Raw genomic sequence first — 17,122 nt, 5'->3', positions numbered from 1 at the left:
TCCCGCATCCGCGCCGCCCGTGCACGCGCGCCGGCCATGACCTTCGCCAGTGCGGGCCGCACCGCGCCGCTGCTACCCTTGCCGGGTTTTTCATCCCCGGATTGCCTGCCGATGCCCCGTCGCCTGTCCCTGAGCTGGGTGCTGTCCTGCGCCCTCGTGTCGCCCCTCGTCCTCGCACCTGCGTTCGCGCAGCCTGCCCAGGCCTTGACCATGGACCGGATCATGGCCGACCCGGACTGGATCGGCCCGCCGGTCGAACAGGCGTGGTGGAGCTGGGACGGGCAGCGCGCGTTCTACACGCTCAAGCGCGACGGCGCGACGATCCGCGACACCTGGACCCAGGCGCTCGACGGCGGCACCGCGACCCGCGTAGAGGGCGCCGACCGCGCCGACATCGACGGCGGCACGCCGCTGTTCGACGCCGCGCGCACCCGCGCGGCCTTCGTCCGCAACGGCGACATCTTCGTTCGCGACCTGCGCAACGGCAGCCTGACCCAGGTCACCCGCACCGAGGCCACCGAAGCGCAGCCGCAATGGAACCAGAGCGGCGCCCTGGTCTGGCGCACCGGCAGCGACTGGTTCCGCTGGGACGCGCGCGGCGGCACCGCGCAGCTGACCAGCCTGAAAGCCGAGGACGATCCGGCCAAGCCGCCGCCGGCCGACGACCTGCGCGACCGCCAGCTGCGGATGATCGAGACCCTGCGCACCGAACGCGAGCGCCGCGATGCGATGCGCGCCCAGACCGAAACCTGGCGCCGCGCCGACCCGACCAGTGCGCCGGCGTCCGTCTACCTCGGCAAGAACGTCAAGATCGCCGGCAGCGCGCTGTCGCCGAACGGCGACTGGGTGGTCGTCGTGACCGAGGCGAAGGACGGCAAGGAAGGCCAGGAAGGCCGCATGCCCAAGTACGTGACCGAATCGGGCTACGAAGAGTTCGAGGACGTGCGCACGCGCGTCGGCCGCAACGATCCGCTGCCGCACACGCTGTGGCTGGTCGAGCTGGCCACGGGCACGGTGCGCGAACTCGAGACCGGCACCCTGCCCGGCATCGGCACCGACCCGCTGGCCGACCTGCGCCGCGCCGCGGGGAAGGACGCGCTGGACGGCAACCGCCCCGTGCGCCTTGAGATCGACGGCCGCGGCGGCGGTGGCGGTGCGATCCGCTGGAGCGACGACGGCCGCCAGGTCGCGCTGGCGATCCATTCGGTCGACAACAAGGACCGCTGGCTTGCGACCGTCGACCTCGGCAATGCCACCCTGCAGTCGCGCGACCGTCTGACCGACGCCGCGTGGATCAACTGGGACTTCAACGAATTCGGCTGGCTCCCCGACCACCGCACTCTGTGGTTCCTGTCGGAAACCTCGGGCTATTCGCATCTCTACCTCAATGACGGCGGCCGCTCGCGTGCGCTGACCTCGGGCGACTGGGAAGTCTCGTCGCCAGTACTGTCGCGCGACGGCAGCCGCTTCTTCTTCCTGTGCAACCGCGAGTGGCCGGGCCGCTACGACGTCTGCACTGCGGCAGGCGGCAACGTCGCCGAAGTGACGAAGACCGGCGGCATCGAGGACTTCGCGCTGTCGCCGGACGAGACCCGTCTGCTGCTGCGCACGTCCGACAGCTACACGCCGCCGCAGCTGGCGGTCGCGAACGTTGCCGATGGCGACGTGCGCGTGCTGACCGACACCCGCAAGCCCGAGTTCAAGGCGCACGACTGGCTGCAGCCCGAGTACGTGCAGATTCCGTCCAAGCACGGCGCCGGCACGGTCTGGGGCAAGTTCTATGCGCCGGAGAACGTCGAGCCGGGCCGCAAGTATCCCGTCGTGCTGTTCGTGCACGGCGCCGGCTACCTGCAGAACGTGACCGACCGGTACCCGAACTATTTCCGCGAGCAGATGTTCCACAACCTGCTGGTGCAGCAGGGCTACCTCGTGCTGGACCTGGATTTCCGCGCGTCCAGTGGCTACGGCCGCGACTGGCGCACGGCGATCTACCGGCAGATGGGCCACCCGGAACTCGAGGATTACCTCGACGGCATCGACTGGCTGGTCGACAACCACCAGGCCGATCGTGATCGGGTGGGCATCTACGGCGGCAGCTACGGCGGCTTCATGACCTTCATGGCGCTGTTCCGCGAGCCGGGCACGTTCAAGGCCGGCGCCGCGCTGCGCCCGGTCACCGACTGGTCGCAGTACAACCACGCCTACACCGCGAACATCCTCAACACGCCGGACATCGATCCCGAGGCGTATCTGAAGTCCTCGCCGATGGAATACGCCGACCGCCTGCAGGACAACCTGCTGATCGCGCACGGCATGATCGACGACAACGTGTTCTACAAGGACTCGGTGATGATGTCCCAGCGCCTGATCGAGCTGCGCAAGGACAAGTGGGAACTGGCCAGCTACCCGCTCGAACGCCACGCCTACCAGCACCCGGCGTCGTGGTACGACCAGTACCGCCGCATCTACGAACTGTTCGAGCGCACGCTTAAATGACCGCGCCCGGCCCGTTGCCGGCGGTCGAGCTGCTGCGGCCTTCGCCGTGGAAGATGCTCGCACTGCTGGCGATTTCGGCCGGGTTCGTATGGATGGCGCTCGTCATCGGCGAGCGCCATCCCCTGCTCGCGTGGTCGTGCGGTGGTTTCTTCGGGCTGTGCGGCATGGTCGCCCTGGTCTCGCTGGTACCGGACGCGAACCGGTTGCGGCTGGACGCCGAGGGGCTGGAAATCCGCTCGCTGTTCCGCAGCACCCGCTACGCCTGGCGCGACATCGCGCGCTTCGGCCCGACCCGGGTCGGCCTGCACACCATGGTCGGCCTCGACTTCGCCGCCCATGTCGACGAGGCCGTGCGCCTGCGCCGGGTCAATCGTGGCCTGACCGGCTTCGACGGGGCGCTGCCGGACACCTACGGCCGGAAGGCGGCCGCACTGGCCGACCATCTCGAACGCTGGCGAGTCGCCCACGCCTGACCGCGGCGATGCAGCGGGCGCATTGACCAGGATCAAGGCCGCGCCGGAGGCTCCGCCTACAATGGCGGCATGAACGATTTCGACAGCGTCCGCGACTATCTGACCGGTCTGCAGGACCGCATCTGCACCGCCATCGAGCAGGCCGACGGCCGGGCGACGTTCGTCGAGGACCCGTGGCGGCGCGCCGAAGGCGGCGGCGGTCGCACCCGCGTGCTGCGCGATGGCGCGGTGTTCGAACAGGCGGGCATCGGGTTCTCGGATGTGTCCGGCACGGCGCTGCCGCCGTCGGCCAGCGCCAACCGGCCCGAACTCGCCGGCGCCTCGTGGCGCGCGGTCGGCGTCTCACTGGTGTTCCATCCGCACAACCCGCACCTGCCGACGACCCACGCCAACGTCCGCCACTTCCGCGCGATGCGCGACGGCGAGACAGTGGCCTGGTGGTTCGGCGGCGGCTTCGACCTGACGCCGTTCTATCCGGTCGACGAGGACGTGCGGCACTGGCACCGCACTGCCCGCGCGCTGTGCACGCCGTTCGGCGGCCAGACCCGTTACGACGCGCACAAGCGCTGGTGCGACGACTATTTCTTCCTCAGGCACCGGGGCGAGACCCGCGGCGTCGGCGGCCTGTTCTTCGACGATCTGCACGCCGATTTCGACACCGACTTCGGTTACCTGCGCGCGGTCGGCGACGGTTTCCTCGACGCCTACCTGCCGATCGTCGCGCGACGCAAGGACACGCCCTACGGCGAGCGCGAGCGCGAATTCCAGCTCTACCGGCGCGGCCGCTACGTCGAGTTCAACCTGGTCTACGACCGCGGCACGCTGTTCGGCCTGCAGTCCGGCGGCCGGGCCGAATCGATCCTGATGAGCCTGCCGCCGCGGGTGCGCTGGGAATACGGCTACACGCCCGCTGCCGGCAGCGACGAGGCCCGGCTGCTGGACTACCTGCGACCGCGCGACTGGCTGGCCGACGCCGCCTGAGCCCGGCCGATGCCGCATGCCGCCGCGCCGCATCCCGACGTCGTGCCGGAGTGCCTGCAGGTGCTGCACGCCGATGCCTGGCTGCTCGCCTTCGACAAGCCCAGCGGCCTGCTGTCGGTCCCGGGGCGCGGCGCCGACAAGCACGACAGCATGGCCACCCGCGCCCAGGCCGCCTGGCCCGACGCGCGGGTCGTCCACCGGCTCGACATGGCGACCTCCGGCGTCATCGTCCTGGCGCGCGGCGAGGCGATGCAGCGCGCGCTCGGCAACACCTTCGCCGATCGCGGGGTCGACAAGCGCTACGAAGCGGTCGTCGACGGCTGGGTGACGGCCGACACGGGCGAGATCGACCTGCCGCTGGCCAGCGACTGGCCCAATCGCCCGAAGCAACGGATCGACCGGGTCGCCGGCAAGCCCTCGCAGACCCGCTGGCAGGTCCGCTCGCGCGGCCACGCGGCGGACGGCACGCCCTGCAGCCGGTTGACCCTGATCCCGTGGACGGGCCGAACGCATCAGTTGCGGGTGCATCTGCAGGCGATCGGCCACCCGATCCTGGGCGATGCGCTGTACGCCGACCCGGCCCAGCAGGCCCGCGCGCCGCGTCTGCTGCTGCACGCCACGTCGCTGGCCCTTATCCATCCCGGCACCGGCCAGCCCCTGCTGGTGACGTCTCCGACTCCCTTCTAGCGCTGGACGGCAACGTGGCCGACAGCCGCCTGGCGTCGGCCACGCCGCTGCTGCAAACGGCCCGTGGGGCCAGCCTCGCTGGGGCCAGCCTGGCGTCACCTCTGTCGGAGCGCGCCCGTGCGCACAGGCGTTCAGCGAAACACGTTCGCGCAGGCGCTCCTACTAGAACCAGGCCGACGACTGTTGCGCGTCGGACCCGGACGGAACGTCTGAGACGCCCAAACCGCGGAATCGCCAAACGCGGGGCATAAAAAAGCCCCGCAGGCAGGGGGGGCCGGCGGGGCTCAGGGAACCGGCTCGGGGAGAAGCCATGTGGTTCCGTTCGATCACTCCAGGGGAAGGGAGAGATCTGCGACAGACCTTGCATCTGTCGAGGGCTATATCAACATTCCGACCATGGATGGTTCGTGAAGATTACAGTTAAATTTCCGTATGATTCAGGCCACATTTAGGCCCGTCGTCCGCACTGCGCCCCTGCTGCCTGAGCCGCCGGATCGGCGCTGACGAAGGGGACGCCCAGACGCCTCTTGCGCGCGCGCCACGGCCGTCTCGTCACGTCCTACCACCTCGAGACGGCGCCCCCAATCAGGAAGTGCGCCCCGCTCCCGTGCCCGCTCAGTGCGCCTCGTCCCAGTTGTCGCCGACGCCGCTGTCGACGACCAGCGGCACCCGCAGTTCGCCGGCACGGGTCATCCGGGCCACGACCTCGGCCAGCAGCGTGTCGACGAAATCCACATCCGCCTCGAACACCAGTTCGTCGTGCACCTGCAGGATCATCTTCGCGCGGTTCGAGTGATCTGCGATCCAGCCGTCGATCGTGATCATCGCGCGCTTGATGATGTCGGCCGCGGTGCCCTGCATCGGCGCGTTGATCGCGGCGCGCTCGGCGCCGGCGCGCTGCGAGGGGTTGCCCTTCTGGATGAAGTCCAGCGTCAGTCGCCGGCCGAACACGGTTTCGACATAGCCGGTCTCACGTGCCTGCAGCCGCGTGCGGTCCATGAAGTCGCGCACGCCCGGATACCGCGAGAAGTACAGCGCGATGTAGTCCTGCGCCTCGCCGCGGCCGATGCCAAGGTTGCGGGCGAGACCGAAGGCGCTCATGCCGTACATCAGGCCGAAATTGATCGCCTTCGCCGCGCGGCGCTCGTTGCCGGTCACCTCGTCCAGCGGTCGGCCGAAGACTTCGGCCGCGGTCGCGCGGTGGATGTCGACGCCGGATTCGAACGCGCGCACCAGGCCGGGATCCTCGGACAGGTGCGCCATGATCCGCAGTTCGATCTGCGAATAGTCGCAGGCGATCAGCTTGCGGCCCGGCGGCGCGACGAAGGCGCGGCGGATGCGACGCCCGTCGTCGGTGCGGATCGGAATGTTCTGCAGGTTCGGATCCGACGAGGACAGCCGTCCCGTCGCCGCACCCGCCTGGTGGTAGCTCGTGTGCACCCGACCGGTGTCGGGATTGATCATCTCCGGCAGCTTGTCGGTGTAGGTGCTGCGCAGCTTGGCGAGGCCGCGGTACTCGAGGATCACGCGGGGCAGTTCGTGCTGGTCGGCGATCGCCTCCAGCGCTTCCTCGTTGGTGCTCGGCTGGCCCTTGGGCGTCTTCACCACGGCCGGCAATTTCAGCTCGTCGAACAGCAATGCGCCGAGCTGCTTGGGCGAATCGAGATTGAAGGTGCGGCCGGCGAGTTCGGTCGCTTTCTGCTGCGCGGCGAGCATGCGCTTGGACAGGTCCGCACTCTGCCGGCGCAGTTCGTCGGCATCCACGCGCACGCCGTTGGCCTCGATGCGCGCGAGCACCGGCACCAGCGGCATCTCGATGTCGGCGTAGACGCGCGCCAGGCCCGCATCGGCCTCGATCCGCGGCTTCATGACCCTGTGGAGCCGCAGGGTGATGTCGGCATCTTCGGCGGCGTACTTCGACGCATCGTCGATGGCGACCTGCGAGAACGAGATCTGCTTGGCGCCCTTGCCGGCGACGTCCTCGAACTTGATCGTCTCCATCCCCAGGTGGCGCTTGGCCAGCGAGTCGAGATCGTGCCGGGCGATGCCCGCATCGAGGACGAAGCTTTCCAGCAGCGTGTCGTCGGCGTAGCCGCGCACCTCGACGCCGTGCCGACGCAGCACGTGGATGTCGTACTTGCCGTGCTGGCCGAGCTTGCGCTTCGCAGGGTCTTCCAGCACCCCGCGCAGCGCATCGAGCACCAGTGCGCGATCGAGCTGCGTCGGCGCGCCGGGATAGTCGTGGCCGACGGGAATGTAGGCGGCGCGGCCGGGCTCGATCGCGAAGCTCAGGCCGACGAGGCCGGAGCGCATCGCATCGAGTGCGTCGGTCTCGGTATCGAACGCGAATTCGTCCGCGGCCTGCAGCTGCGCGACCCAGGCGTCGAGCCGGTCGGGCGTCAGCACCGTTTCGTACTCGCCCGGCGCCGACAGCGCGGGATCGAGCGTCGACGGTGGCGCAGGACTCGCGATGGCGGCAGTCGCCGGTGCACCCGCTCCGCTGCCGCCGTCGAGATCCTTCAGCGCCTGACCGAAGCCGTAGCGCGTGTACAGCACACGAAGCGTGTCGACCGCACGCGGTCGCAGGATCAGTGTCTCCGGGCCGCCATCGAGCACGACATCGGTCTTGATCGTCGCGAGCTCCCGGCTCAGCGGCAGCTGGTGCAGCGCTTCGCGCAGGTTCTCGCCGATCTTGCCCTTGATGTTGCCGGCGTTCGCGATCACCCCGTCCAGCGATTCGTACTCGGTGAGCCACTTCGCCGCGGTCTTGGGCCCGCACTTCGGCACGCCGGGGATGTTGTCGATGCTGTCGCCCATCAGCGCGAGCAGGTCGACGATCTGGTCGGCGCGGACGCCGAACTTGTCGACCACGGTCGCGTCGCTGTCCATGCGGCTACCGCTCATCGTGTTGACCAGGGTCACGCGCGGCCGCACCAACTGGGCGAAATCCTTGTCGCCGGTGGAGATCGTCACTTCGATCCCGGCGTCGGCTGCCTGCAGCGCCAGCGTGCCGATGACGTCGTCGGCCTCGACGCCGGGAACGCGCAGGATCGGAAAGCCCAGGGCCTCCACGATCGTGCACATCGGCTCGACCTGCGCCCGCAGTTCGTCGGGCATCGGCGGGCGGTTGGCCTTGTACTGGTCGTAGAGATCGTCGCGGAAGGTCCTGCCGGGCGCATCGACGACGAACGCCGCGAAGTCGGGCGCCTCTTTCAGCGTCGCGCGCAGCATGTTGACGATGCCGAACAGCGCGCCGGTGGGTTCACCGCCGGCATTGGTCAGCGGGGGCAGCGCGTGGAAGGCGCGATACAGGTACGAGGACCCGTCGATCAGGATGAGGCGTCTCATGCGGGGATTCTACCGGCCCCGATGCCGGCCCCGCCGTCGGGCGCCCGGAGGTCGGCACAACCCGACCCTCCGTCCTCGCGATCTCCACGCTTCCACCGGTCGGCCGCGCGCATACTCGACGTCCGCCCGCAGGAGTGATGCCCATGACCCGCTTCCGATCCGCGCTGCTCGTTGCCGCCCTGCTCGCGCTGTCCGCCTGCGCGACCACCGGGATGAACGGCGACGGCATTCCCGCCGATGCCGTCGAGACGACGCGCACCGAGTCCAACGGCGACGTGATCAGCGAGTTCCGCGTCGCGGGCCAGCTCCGCGCCGTGCGCGTGGTGCCCTCGCGCGGCCCGGCGTATTTCCTCTACGACCGCAACGGCGACGGTCGCATCGACAGCGACGGCGACAATCCGCCCCAGACCTACTTCGAGCTGTTCAAGTGGTGATGCCGCACACCTCGTGAGCGACGCCGGTCCCTTGCAGGTCGCCCTGGTCGGCTACGGCTTCGTCGGCCGGACCTTCCACGCGCCCCTGCTGCGTGCGACGCCCGGCTGGCACCTGCACACGGTGGTCTCGGGCGATGCCGGCAAGGTCGCGGCCGACCTGCCGGACGTGCGGGTCCTCGCCGATCCAGCAGCCGCCTTCGCCGATGACGCCATCGACGTCGTCGTCATCGCCTCGCCCAACGCGACTCACGCCCCGTTGGCGATCGCGGCGCTCGAAGCCGGCCGCCACGTGGTGGTCGACAAGCCGTTCACCGTCGACCTCGCCGAGGCCGACGCGGTCGTCGCCACGTCGCGACGGGTGGGCCGCACCGTCAGCGTGTTCCACAACCGGCGCTGGGATGCCGACTTCCTCGCGCTGCGGGCACTCTGCGACCGCGGCGCGTTCGGCACGGTCGCGGAACTGCATTCGCATTTCGACCGGTTCCGGCCGGTCGTGCCGGACCGTTGGCGGGAGCGCGCCGGCCCAGGCGCCGGGCTGTGGGCGGATCTGGGGCCGCATCTCGTCGACCAGGTGCTGCAGCTGTTCGGCATGCCGGATGCGGTGCAGGCCGACCTCGCGATCCAGCGCGCGGGCGCGGAGGTCGACGACTGGTTCCACGTGGTACTCCGCTATCCCCGGCTGCGCGCGGTGCTGCACGCGGGTGCGCTCGTGCCGGGTGCGGGCCTGCGCTTCGCCGTGCACGGCAGCGGCGGCAGCTGGTTCAAGTCGGGACTGGACCCGCAGGAAGCGGCGCTGCGCGCGGGCCGCGTGCCCGGCGCGCTTGGCTGGGGTGTGGACCCCGACCCCGGTCGCCTGCTGCAGGTGGCGCCCGATGGCCGCGTGTCCGCGGCCGATGCGCCCAGGCCGCCCGGCGACTATCGCGCGTACTACGCCGGCCTCCGTGATGCCCTGCGACGCGGCGCGCCGCCACCCGTGACCGCCGACGAGGCGCTGGCGGTCATGCGCGTGCTGCAGGCTGGTGTCGACAGCGCCGCCCTTGGACGCGTGGTGGCGCTGGACTGAGTGCGGTCGCCATCCCCGAGCCGGTCTGGTGCGGCTGCGGTGTGGGCGCGGTGACGTGGATCATGCCTGTTTCACCCTTCCAGTCCGCAGCGCAAGCGTGCCGTTGCAGGAGCGCGCCTGCGCGCGATGGCGGAATGCGTGACATCCGGTCGCGCACGAGCGCGCCCCTGCAAGGGGATCGATGCGTCGATCCGCGCCGATTGGCCAGGCGGATGTGGAATCTCCTCCAAAAGAAAGGGCGCCCCGACCTCGGAGCGCCCTGCTGCGTCACGCCGCGCACATGGCTCGGCTTACTGCTGCAGCAGTTCCCCGACCAGCGTGTCGGCACCGTAGACCGACTTCAGCGATTCGATGATCGCTGCGCTGTGTACCGAGACCGTGCGGTTGAGGCGCGGGTCGTACCAGAAGTTGCCGCCCAGCGAATGGATGTTGCCGTCGAACGCGAGGCCGATGACGCGCGCGTCGCGATTGATGACCGGGCTGCCGGAATTGCCGCCGATGATGTCGTTGGTGCTGACGAAGTTGAAACGCGTGGCCTTGGCGATGGTGTCCTCCGCCGCCAGCCAGCGCTCCGGCAGCGCGTAGGGCTCGGCGCCGGTGTTGCGCGCGAACACGCCGCCCATGTCGGTGAACGGTGCGATGGTCTTGCCGCCCTCGTCCCAGCCGGCGACATCGCCGTAGGACAGGCGCAGCGTGAACGTCGCATCCGGATAGACCGTGGTGCCGAGCTTGTCGAAGCGCACCTTGGCGATCTGCGTGGCGGCGCGCGATTCGATCGACGTGACCTCCGCTTCCTGCCGCTGCCGCAGGGCGCGCGCCGGAGCGTCGACGGCACGGGCCAGACGGATGAAGGGATCCTCGGACGCCTCGACCGCCGCCGCACCGCCGGTCCACAGACGCTCGCGCTCGGCGACATCGGCGAGTGTCGAGCCTTCGACCAGTGCCTTGGCGACCTGCGCCGGCGACTGCGTGCCGAGCACGGACTTCACCAGCGGATCGTCGGTGCCCAGCAGTTCGCGGAACTTGGTCAGCGACCACGTCAGCTTCGCGATCTCGTACCCGGGATACACCGGCGCGCTGCTCAGCAGCGTCTGCCGCAGACGGCCCTGCCCCGCGTCCTGGTATTCGGGCAGGCGCGCGTCGTTGGGCTTGGCGCGTTCGGCTGCGCCACGCACCAGCGTGCGGGCGATGCCGAACAGGCGCGAATCGAAGCCGCGACCCTGCTCGAGCAGCATGACCGGCACGGCGAGTTCACGCGCCGTCGCCTGGGCCGCAGCGACCTCGTTCCAAGGCGCGGCGTCCACGCCCTCGCGCAATGCCGCTTCTTCGGCGCGCTTGCCGGCGAACACGGCCGGGTCGAGCAGGGCCTGCAACTGGCCGCGCACGACCTTGTAGCTGTTGTCGGTGAAGGTGAGATCCGACTGCGCCTGGCGCGCCGCTTCCTCGTTGCTGCGGCCGTACTGGCCGAGCATCGCGCGACGCTCGGCCAGCCACAGCAACGTGTTGAGCAGGCTGACGTCACGCACGGTTTCGAGCTGGGCGACGGTGAGCTGGCGCTGGGTGCGGCCCGGATGGCCGGTCACCATGACCAGCTCGCCGGCCTCGGCGCCCGCCGGATCGAGGGTGAAGTGGTGCTCGACGGTCGCCGGCTTGCCGTCCTCGTAGGCGCGCAGCAGGGCCGCGTCGAGGTTGTAGCGCGGGAAATTGAAATTGTCGGGATCGCCGCCGAAGAAGCCGACCGAATACTCGGGCGTGAATACCAGGCGCACGTCGGAATAGCGGTGGTATCGATAGAGATGCTGCTGGCCGCCGTTGTAGAGCTCGACGACGTCGCAGCGGGTCTTCGCTTCGTCGTCGCCGACGCACTCCGACTCGATGCGGCCCTTCTCGGCATTGCGCGCATCCACATACGCCTGGCCCTGCTTGCCCTCGGCCGCGGCGGTCAGGCGCCCGCTGACGTCGGTGATCGCGCGCAGCACGTTGAGCTCTTCGGCCGGGCACTGCAGCTCCTCGGCGCGCGCATCGGCGACGAACCCGTCGTTCTGCAGGTCGCGCTCGGGCGACGAGAGGCCCTGTACGCAGCCGACGACGCAATGCGCATTGGTCAGCACCAGACCGTCGGGCGAAACGAACGAACCGGAACAGCCGCCGGCGAGGCGCACCGATGCCTGCATCGCGTGGTCGACCCAGACGAGCGCGGCGACGGGCGCCGCGATGCGGACGGAGCGGCGTCGCGGGGAATGGATGGACGGCATGCAGGAATCCTTGGACGGTGGAAAGAAGCGACGCGCGATGCGCAGCCTGCGGCTGACGTGCGACGCGCGAACCCGGCAAAAATACCGGTTCGGAGCGCCGCGTGGGCGCGCGCGATAGAATGGCGCGCATTCAGCCCGAGTCGGCGCGTGCCGGCCCGGCCTGCCTGCCCCGTCTCCTACGCGTTCGCATTTGCCTATGACCGGTCCCGACCGCCGCCGTCACGACGCCGCCGCCGATGCGCTGATGCGCGAGGCGCTGACGCCCGCCCAGACCCGCGAGATCGACACGCTGGAACATTTCGGCTGGGAGCTGCGGTTCGTGCGCCGCCCGCTGTTCCGCGATCCGGTCCCGGTGCTGTTCGAGCGCGCCGGCACCCGCTGGGTCGTGGTCGAAGGCGACGGCACGCTCAACGAGAACCCGGGCTTCCAGATCCGCGACTGATCGGGACCGCCGTGTCGCGACCCGTTCAGCTGAATGGGCGCAGCCGTCACATGGGCGACGCTAGCATCGCGCTCCTTCCCACCCGCAGGAACGACCGATGTCCGCTTTCTCGCTCTATATCGCCGGCATGCTGATCCTGATCGGCGGCCTCGCCTACGGTGCGCACCTCGCGGGCCTCGCCCCGCAGTGGATCGCGGTCGGCGTGATCGTCCTGCTGGGCCTGGGCATAGTGAAGGCCGTATCGCGCACGCGCCGCCCGGATCCGCCGTCCGCCTGATCGATCAACCCTGATCGACCAGCGGCGCTGCGCCGGCGCTCAGGCCGGCTGCAGGTTCGCGTAGGCCAGCACCAGCCACTTGCTGCCGGCCTCGTCGAAGTTCACCTGCACGCGTGCATGCGCGCCGTCGCCTTCGATGTCGGTCACGGTGCCGGCGCCGAACTTGACATGGGTGACGGTCTGGCCGAGCTGCACGCCGGTCGTCGGCGCCAGGCTCGCATGGCCGTAGCTCGGGCGCTGCCGCTGCGGGAACGACGCACGCGTGACCTGCCGCGGCCGCACTTCGTTGAGCAGCACCGGCGGAATCTCGCGCAGGAACCGCGACGGAATGCCGAGCATGTCCTGGCCGTGCAGGCGGCGCGCTTCGGCGTAGCTGATCACCAGCTTCTGCCGCGCGCGGGTGATGCCCACGTACGCGAGCCGGCGTTCTTCCTCCAGCCGCCCGCTTTCGTCGACCGAGCGCGCGTTGGGGAACAGGCCTTCCTCCAGACCGACCAGGAACACCAGCGGGAATTCCAGACCCTTCGCGCTGTGCAGCGTCATCAGCTGCACGCCGTCCTCGCCGGCCTGGGCCTGGCCTTCGCCGGCCTCCAGCGCGGCGTAGGCGAGAAACGCGACCAGTTCGGTCAGCTGCGCGGTTTCTTCGTCGTCGCCGCGCACGAAGCGCGACGCCACCGAGACCAGTTCGTCGAGGTTCTCGACCCGCGAATCCGCGCTGCCCTTGGATTCGTTGGTGTAGTGCAGGCGCAGGCCCGAGCGCACCAGCACGTGGTCGATCTTGTCCTTGAGCGGCAACTCCGCGACTTCACCGGCCAGCGTGTCGATCAGCGTCTGGAAGCCGGCGATCGCGTTGCGCGCGCGTGCCGCGAGCGCATCGCCCATCGACACCGCACGCGCCGCGGCCCACAGCGACACCGCGTGGTCGCGCGCGTGCCGGCGCACTTCGTCCAGCGTGCGGTCGCCGATGCCGCGTGTCGGGGTGTTGACCGCGCGCTCGAACGCGGCGTCGTCGTCGCGATTGGTCACCAGCCGCAGGTAGGCCAACGTGTCCTTGATCTCGGCGCGCTCGAAGAAGCGCACGCCGCCGTAGACGCGGTAGGGCACCTGCTCGGAGACGAGCTGCTCTTCCATCGCCCGCGACTGCGCATTGCTGCGGTAGAGGATCGCGACGTCGCCGTGGGCGCCGCCGTCGCGCACCCATTGCAGCGCGCGTTCGACGACGTAACGCGCCTCGTCGATCTCGTTGTAGGCGGCGTAGAGATCGATCGGATCGCCATCGCCGCTCTCGGTCCACAGCTGCTTGCCGAGGCGCTCGGGATTGTGGGCGATGACCGCGTTCGCCGCGCCGAGGATGTTGGCGCTGGAGCGGTAGTTCTGCTCCAGGCGGATGGTCTGCGCGCCGGGATAGTCGCGCAGGAAACGCTGCACGTTCTCGACCTTGGCGCCGCGCCAGCCGTAGATCGCCTGGTCGTCGTCGCCGACGACGAAGACCTTGCCGGTATCGCCCGCCAGCACGCGCACGAAGGCGTACTGGATGCTGTTGGTGTCCTGGAACTCGTCGACCAGCAGATGGCCGAACCGCTGGCGGTAGTGCGCCAGCAGCGCCGGCGTGTCGCGCAGCAACTCGTGCGCGCGCAGCAGGATCTCGGCGAAGTCGACGAGTCCCGCACGATCGCACCGCTCCTGGTACAGCGCATAGGCCTTGAGCATCGCGCCGGACCATTCGTCGCCGTCGGCCTGGATGTGCTGGGGGCGGCGGCCTTCGTCCTTCTGCTCGTTGATCCACCACGCGATCTGCCGCGGCGGGAAGCGCGCGTCGTCGAGATCCAGCTGCTGCACGACGCGCTTGACCAGGCGCAGCTGGTCGTCGCTGTCGAGGATCTGGAAACCCTCCGGCAGCTTCGCGTCCTGCCAGTGCAGGCGCAGCAGGCGATGCGCCAGGCCGTGGAAGGTGCCGATCCACATGCCGCGACCGCCGGTCCGCAACTGGGCGTCGACGCGATGGCGCATCTCGGCCGCGGCCTTGTTGGTGAACGTCACCGCGAAAATGCCGTGCGTCGGCACACCCATGACTTCGTTGAGCCAGGCGATGCGGTGGATCAGGACCCGGGTCTTGCCGCTGCCGGCGCCGGCCAGTACGAGAAAATGGCCATCGGGCGCGGAAACGGCTTCCCGCTGGGCTGCGTTGAGCCCGTCGAGCAAATGCGAAACATCCATCGCCGCATTCTACGCGCGTGCCCGTCGCGCAGGACGAGACCGCGCCGCGGTCAGTGGGCGACGTGCTCGCGCTTGGCGGTGCTGCCGGTCATCAGCCGGTCGGTGTAGGCGATGCCGATCGCCGACAGGATGAAACCGCCGTGGATGATCGTCTGCCACATCACGCCCGCCGCGGTGACCTTGGTGCACACCGGCGCGGCCAGCGACAGGCCGCCGGCGATGGCCTGGGCATGGGCGACCGACGCGGCGATGAAGTCGGCCGAGCCGCACACCGGCAGGCCCACCTCGCCCGCGGCGATGAAGGTCTTCAGCAGGTGGATCGACGAGATGCCGATGATCGCCATCGCCAGCTTGACCTTCAGCACGCTGGCGTTGACGTGGCTCAGCCACTCGGGCTGGTCGGGATGGTTCTGCAGCCCGAGGCGGGAGACGAAGGTCTCGTAGCCGCCGACGATCACCATCACCAGCAGGTTGGAGATCATCACCACGTCGATGAGTCCCAGCACCAGCAGCATGATTCCCTGCTCGGTCAGGGTGTTGGCGTCCTGCACCAGATGGGTGAGTTCCTTGACGAACAGGAACACGTAGACGCACTGGGCGACGATCAGGCCGAGATACAACGGCAGCTGCAGCCAGCGTGACCCGAAGATGACGTAGGTCAGCGGCGTCAGGCGCGGCGGCTTCGGGGCGATCGACATGGCGGCAGGTTCCTTGGGGAGCGCGGAGCGTAGCGACGGGCGCGCGCTTTGCCAACCGCGCTGAATGCGCGTGATGCGGCGTCGCCACGACGTGCTGCGCTGCAACAGCGGCCGGCCGCGGCAATCGCGCCCTGTCGCGGACGGGCGGGATCGCCGCCGCGCGATCGTCATCTCGAATTGACAGCGTTGTCATGCGTCGCTTACAAGTCCGCCCCTGGGCCGCTCGGGTCTGCCGTCTTCGAGGACACAAGATGCATCGACAGATCTCCGCCCCGACCGGTCGCCGCGCCGCATGAGCGCACAGCCCTCGACGCTTTCGAAGCCGGCCGCGATCGCGGTCGTCAGCCTGATCTTCTTCACCTGGGGCGGCCTGACGAGCCTCAACGACGTGCTGATCCCGCATCTCAAAGCCGTGTTCTCGATGAGCTACACGCAGACGATGCTGATCCAGTTCACGTTCTTCGGTGCGTACTTCCTGATGTCGATGCCGGCCGGCGCGGTCGTTGCGCGCGTGGGCTACAAGGCGGGCATCGTCATCGGTCTGGTGATCGCGTCGATCGGCGCCGCGATGTTCTACCCGGCGGCGCGGCTGCCGTCGTACGGCGTGTTCCTGACCGCGCTGTTCGTGCTCGCCAGCGGCATCACCCTGCTGCAGGTCGCCGCCAATCCCTACATCAGCCTGCTCGGCCGGCCCGAGACCTCGCACAGCCGCCTCAACCTGGCGCAGGCCTTGAATTCACTGGGCACGACGGTATTCCCGCTGCTGATCGGCCCGTTGATCCTGGTCGGCGCCGTGCTCGGTGCGGACGAGATCGCGGCGATGGGCGCGGCCGAGCAGGTCGCCTATCGCGCGGCCGAGGCACGCTCGGTCGAAATCCCCTATCTGCTGCTGTCGGGCGGCCTGCTGCTGCTGGCCGGCTTCGTGCTGCTGATGCGGATTCCGTCGCTGCGCGAGGCCACGGAGGCTGCGCCGTCGGTGCACCACACGTATATCGAAGCGATGCGCCAGCCGCACCTGCGCTGGGGCGTGTTCGGCATCTTCGCCTACGTCGGCGCGGAGGTCGCGATCGGCAGCTTCCTGATCAACTACATGGCCGAGCCGGAGATCGGCGGCCTCAGCGAGGCCTCGGCCTCGCGCTTCCTGGCGTTCTACTGGGGTGGCGCGATGGTCGGCCGCTTCATCGGCGCGGCGTTGATGACGCGCATCGACGCGCGTCGCCTGCTGGCCTTCGCCGGCGCGATGGTCTGCGTGCTGCTGGTGGTGACGATGACCACGACCGGCCAGGTCGCGATGTGGAGCGCGTTGGCGATCGGCCTGTTCAACTCGATCATGTTCCCCACGATCTTCACCACCGCCATCGAGCGGCTCGGCACGCTGACCAGCAAGGCGTCGAGTCTGCTGGTGATGGGCATCGTCGGCGGCGCGATCGTGCCGCTGGCGCAGGGCGCGCTGGCCGACCGCATCGGCATCCAGCATGCGTTCGTCGTTCCGCTGGTCTGCTACGTCTACATCATCTGGTACGGCTTGCGCGGCTCGCGGGTGGGGGCCGGCGCGCCGGCTGCGACCGACGCGCCGTTGCCGCGACCCGGCGCCATGCATTGATCCAACACACCCCGTGCGCCGCGCCTGCCCATACACGCAGACGTGGTCGCCGGCGGTCGCTCCGCGCTCCACCCGTCGTCCGCCGCACTGCTGCATTGCACCATCCAGACCCTGACGCACCTGCACGCCGAAACTGCCGAATAACCCG

The 17,122-nt window shown here is 69.4% G+C and carries 13 protein-coding genes; 9 read left to right on the top strand and 4 right to left on the bottom strand.

The genetic code is table 11. The features are described 5' to 3' along the window. Positions 1-111: 111 nt before the first annotated feature. The 4 genes from CJ022_RS14735 to CJ022_RS14720 all read left to right on the top strand — a co-directional run bounded on the left by CJ022_RS14735 (position 112) and on the right by CJ022_RS14720 (position 4,637). A complete protein-coding gene (locus CJ022_RS14735; RefSeq protein ID WP_233198822.1) occupies positions 112-2,496 on the top strand; it encodes a S9 family peptidase in 2,385 nt (794 codons plus the stop codon). Then, positions 2,493-2,969, top strand: coding sequence for a PH domain-containing protein (locus CJ022_RS14730; RefSeq protein WP_101927366.1), 477 nt, complete (start codon positions 2,493-2,495; stop codon positions 2,967-2,969). Before CJ022_RS14735 ends, CJ022_RS14730 begins: the two co-directional genes overlap by 4 nt. A 69-nt stretch (positions 2,970-3,038) precedes the next feature. Next, the gene (gene hemF / locus CJ022_RS14725) at positions 3,039-3,950 is read left to right on the top strand and encodes an oxygen-dependent coproporphyrinogen oxidase (protein ID WP_101927365.1); all 912 of its coding nucleotides are present in this window, start codon (positions 3,039-3,041) and stop codon (positions 3,948-3,950) included. A gap of 9 nt (positions 3,951-3,959) precedes the next feature. After that, positions 3,960-4,637, top strand: coding sequence for an RluA family pseudouridine synthase (locus CJ022_RS14720; protein WP_199171563.1), 678 nt, complete (start codon positions 3,960-3,962; stop codon positions 4,635-4,637). 615 nt (positions 4,638-5,252) lie between these two features. Here the strand turns inward: CJ022_RS14720 and polA are convergent. Next, a complete protein-coding gene (gene polA / locus CJ022_RS14715) occupies positions 5,253-7,985 on the bottom strand; it encodes a DNA polymerase I (RefSeq protein ID WP_101927364.1) in 2,733 nt (910 codons plus the stop codon). A gap of 143 nt (positions 7,986-8,128) precedes the next feature. Between polA and CJ022_RS14710 the strand changes: the two genes are divergently transcribed. Continuing rightward, positions 8,129-8,419, top strand: a complete 291-nt coding sequence (locus CJ022_RS14710; protein WP_101927363.1) for a DUF2782 domain-containing protein — start codon at positions 8,129-8,131, stop codon at positions 8,417-8,419. Positions 8,420-8,432: 13 nt separating this feature from the next. Further along, entirely contained in the window at positions 8,433-9,482 is a 1,050-nt protein-coding gene (locus tag CJ022_RS14705) for an oxidoreductase (RefSeq protein WP_233198821.1), read from the top strand. A 290-nt stretch (positions 9,483-9,772) separates the two neighbouring features. On the opposite strand, the gene CJ022_RS14700 is transcribed toward CJ022_RS14705, so the two are convergent. Next, the gene (locus CJ022_RS14700) at positions 9,773-11,737 is read right to left on the bottom strand and encodes a S46 family peptidase (protein ID WP_101927362.1); all 1,965 of its coding nucleotides are present in this window, start codon (positions 11,735-11,737) and stop codon (positions 9,773-9,775) included. Positions 11,738-11,933: 196 nt separating this feature from the next. On the opposite strand from CJ022_RS14700, the gene CJ022_RS14695 reads away from it, so the two are divergent. Next, positions 11,934-12,179, top strand: a complete 246-nt coding sequence (locus CJ022_RS14695; RefSeq protein ID WP_101927361.1) for a hypothetical protein — start codon at positions 11,934-11,936, stop codon at positions 12,177-12,179. A gap of 97 nt (positions 12,180-12,276) precedes the next feature. Continuing rightward, positions 12,277-12,456 carry a hypothetical protein gene (locus CJ022_RS14690; RefSeq protein WP_101927360.1) on the top strand — a complete coding sequence of 60 codons (180 nt, stop codon included), beginning with the start codon at positions 12,277-12,279 and terminating at the stop codon, positions 12,454-12,456. Between the two features lie 39 nt (positions 12,457-12,495). Here the strand turns inward: CJ022_RS14690 and uvrD are convergent, their stop codons facing one another. Both uvrD and CJ022_RS14680 read right to left on the bottom strand, forming a co-directional pair. Next, a complete protein-coding gene (gene uvrD / locus CJ022_RS14685) occupies positions 12,496-14,673 on the bottom strand; it encodes a DNA helicase II (protein ID WP_101927359.1) in 2,178 nt (725 codons plus the stop codon). Between the two features lie 50 nt (positions 14,674-14,723). Next, on the bottom strand, positions 14,724-15,371 hold the full coding sequence (locus CJ022_RS14680; RefSeq protein WP_101927358.1) for a TIGR00645 family protein: 648 nt from the start codon (positions 15,369-15,371) through the stop codon (positions 14,724-14,726). Positions 15,372-15,663: 292 nt separating this feature from the next. On the opposite strand from CJ022_RS14680, the gene CJ022_RS14675 reads away from it, so the two are divergent. Next, on the top strand, positions 15,664-16,974 hold the full coding sequence (locus tag CJ022_RS14675; protein WP_101927357.1) for a sugar MFS transporter: 1,311 nt from the start codon (positions 15,664-15,666) through the stop codon (positions 16,972-16,974). Positions 16,975-17,122: the final 148 nt, after the last annotated feature.

The sequence above is a fragment of the Luteimonas rhizosphaerae genome, assembly GCF_002849595.1.
Classification (GTDB): Bacteria; Pseudomonadota; Gammaproteobacteria; order Xanthomonadales; family Xanthomonadaceae; genus Luteimonas; species Luteimonas cellulosilyticus.
Note: the sequence above shows the minus strand (reverse complement) of the source record. Positions and strands in the feature narration are given on the sequence as shown.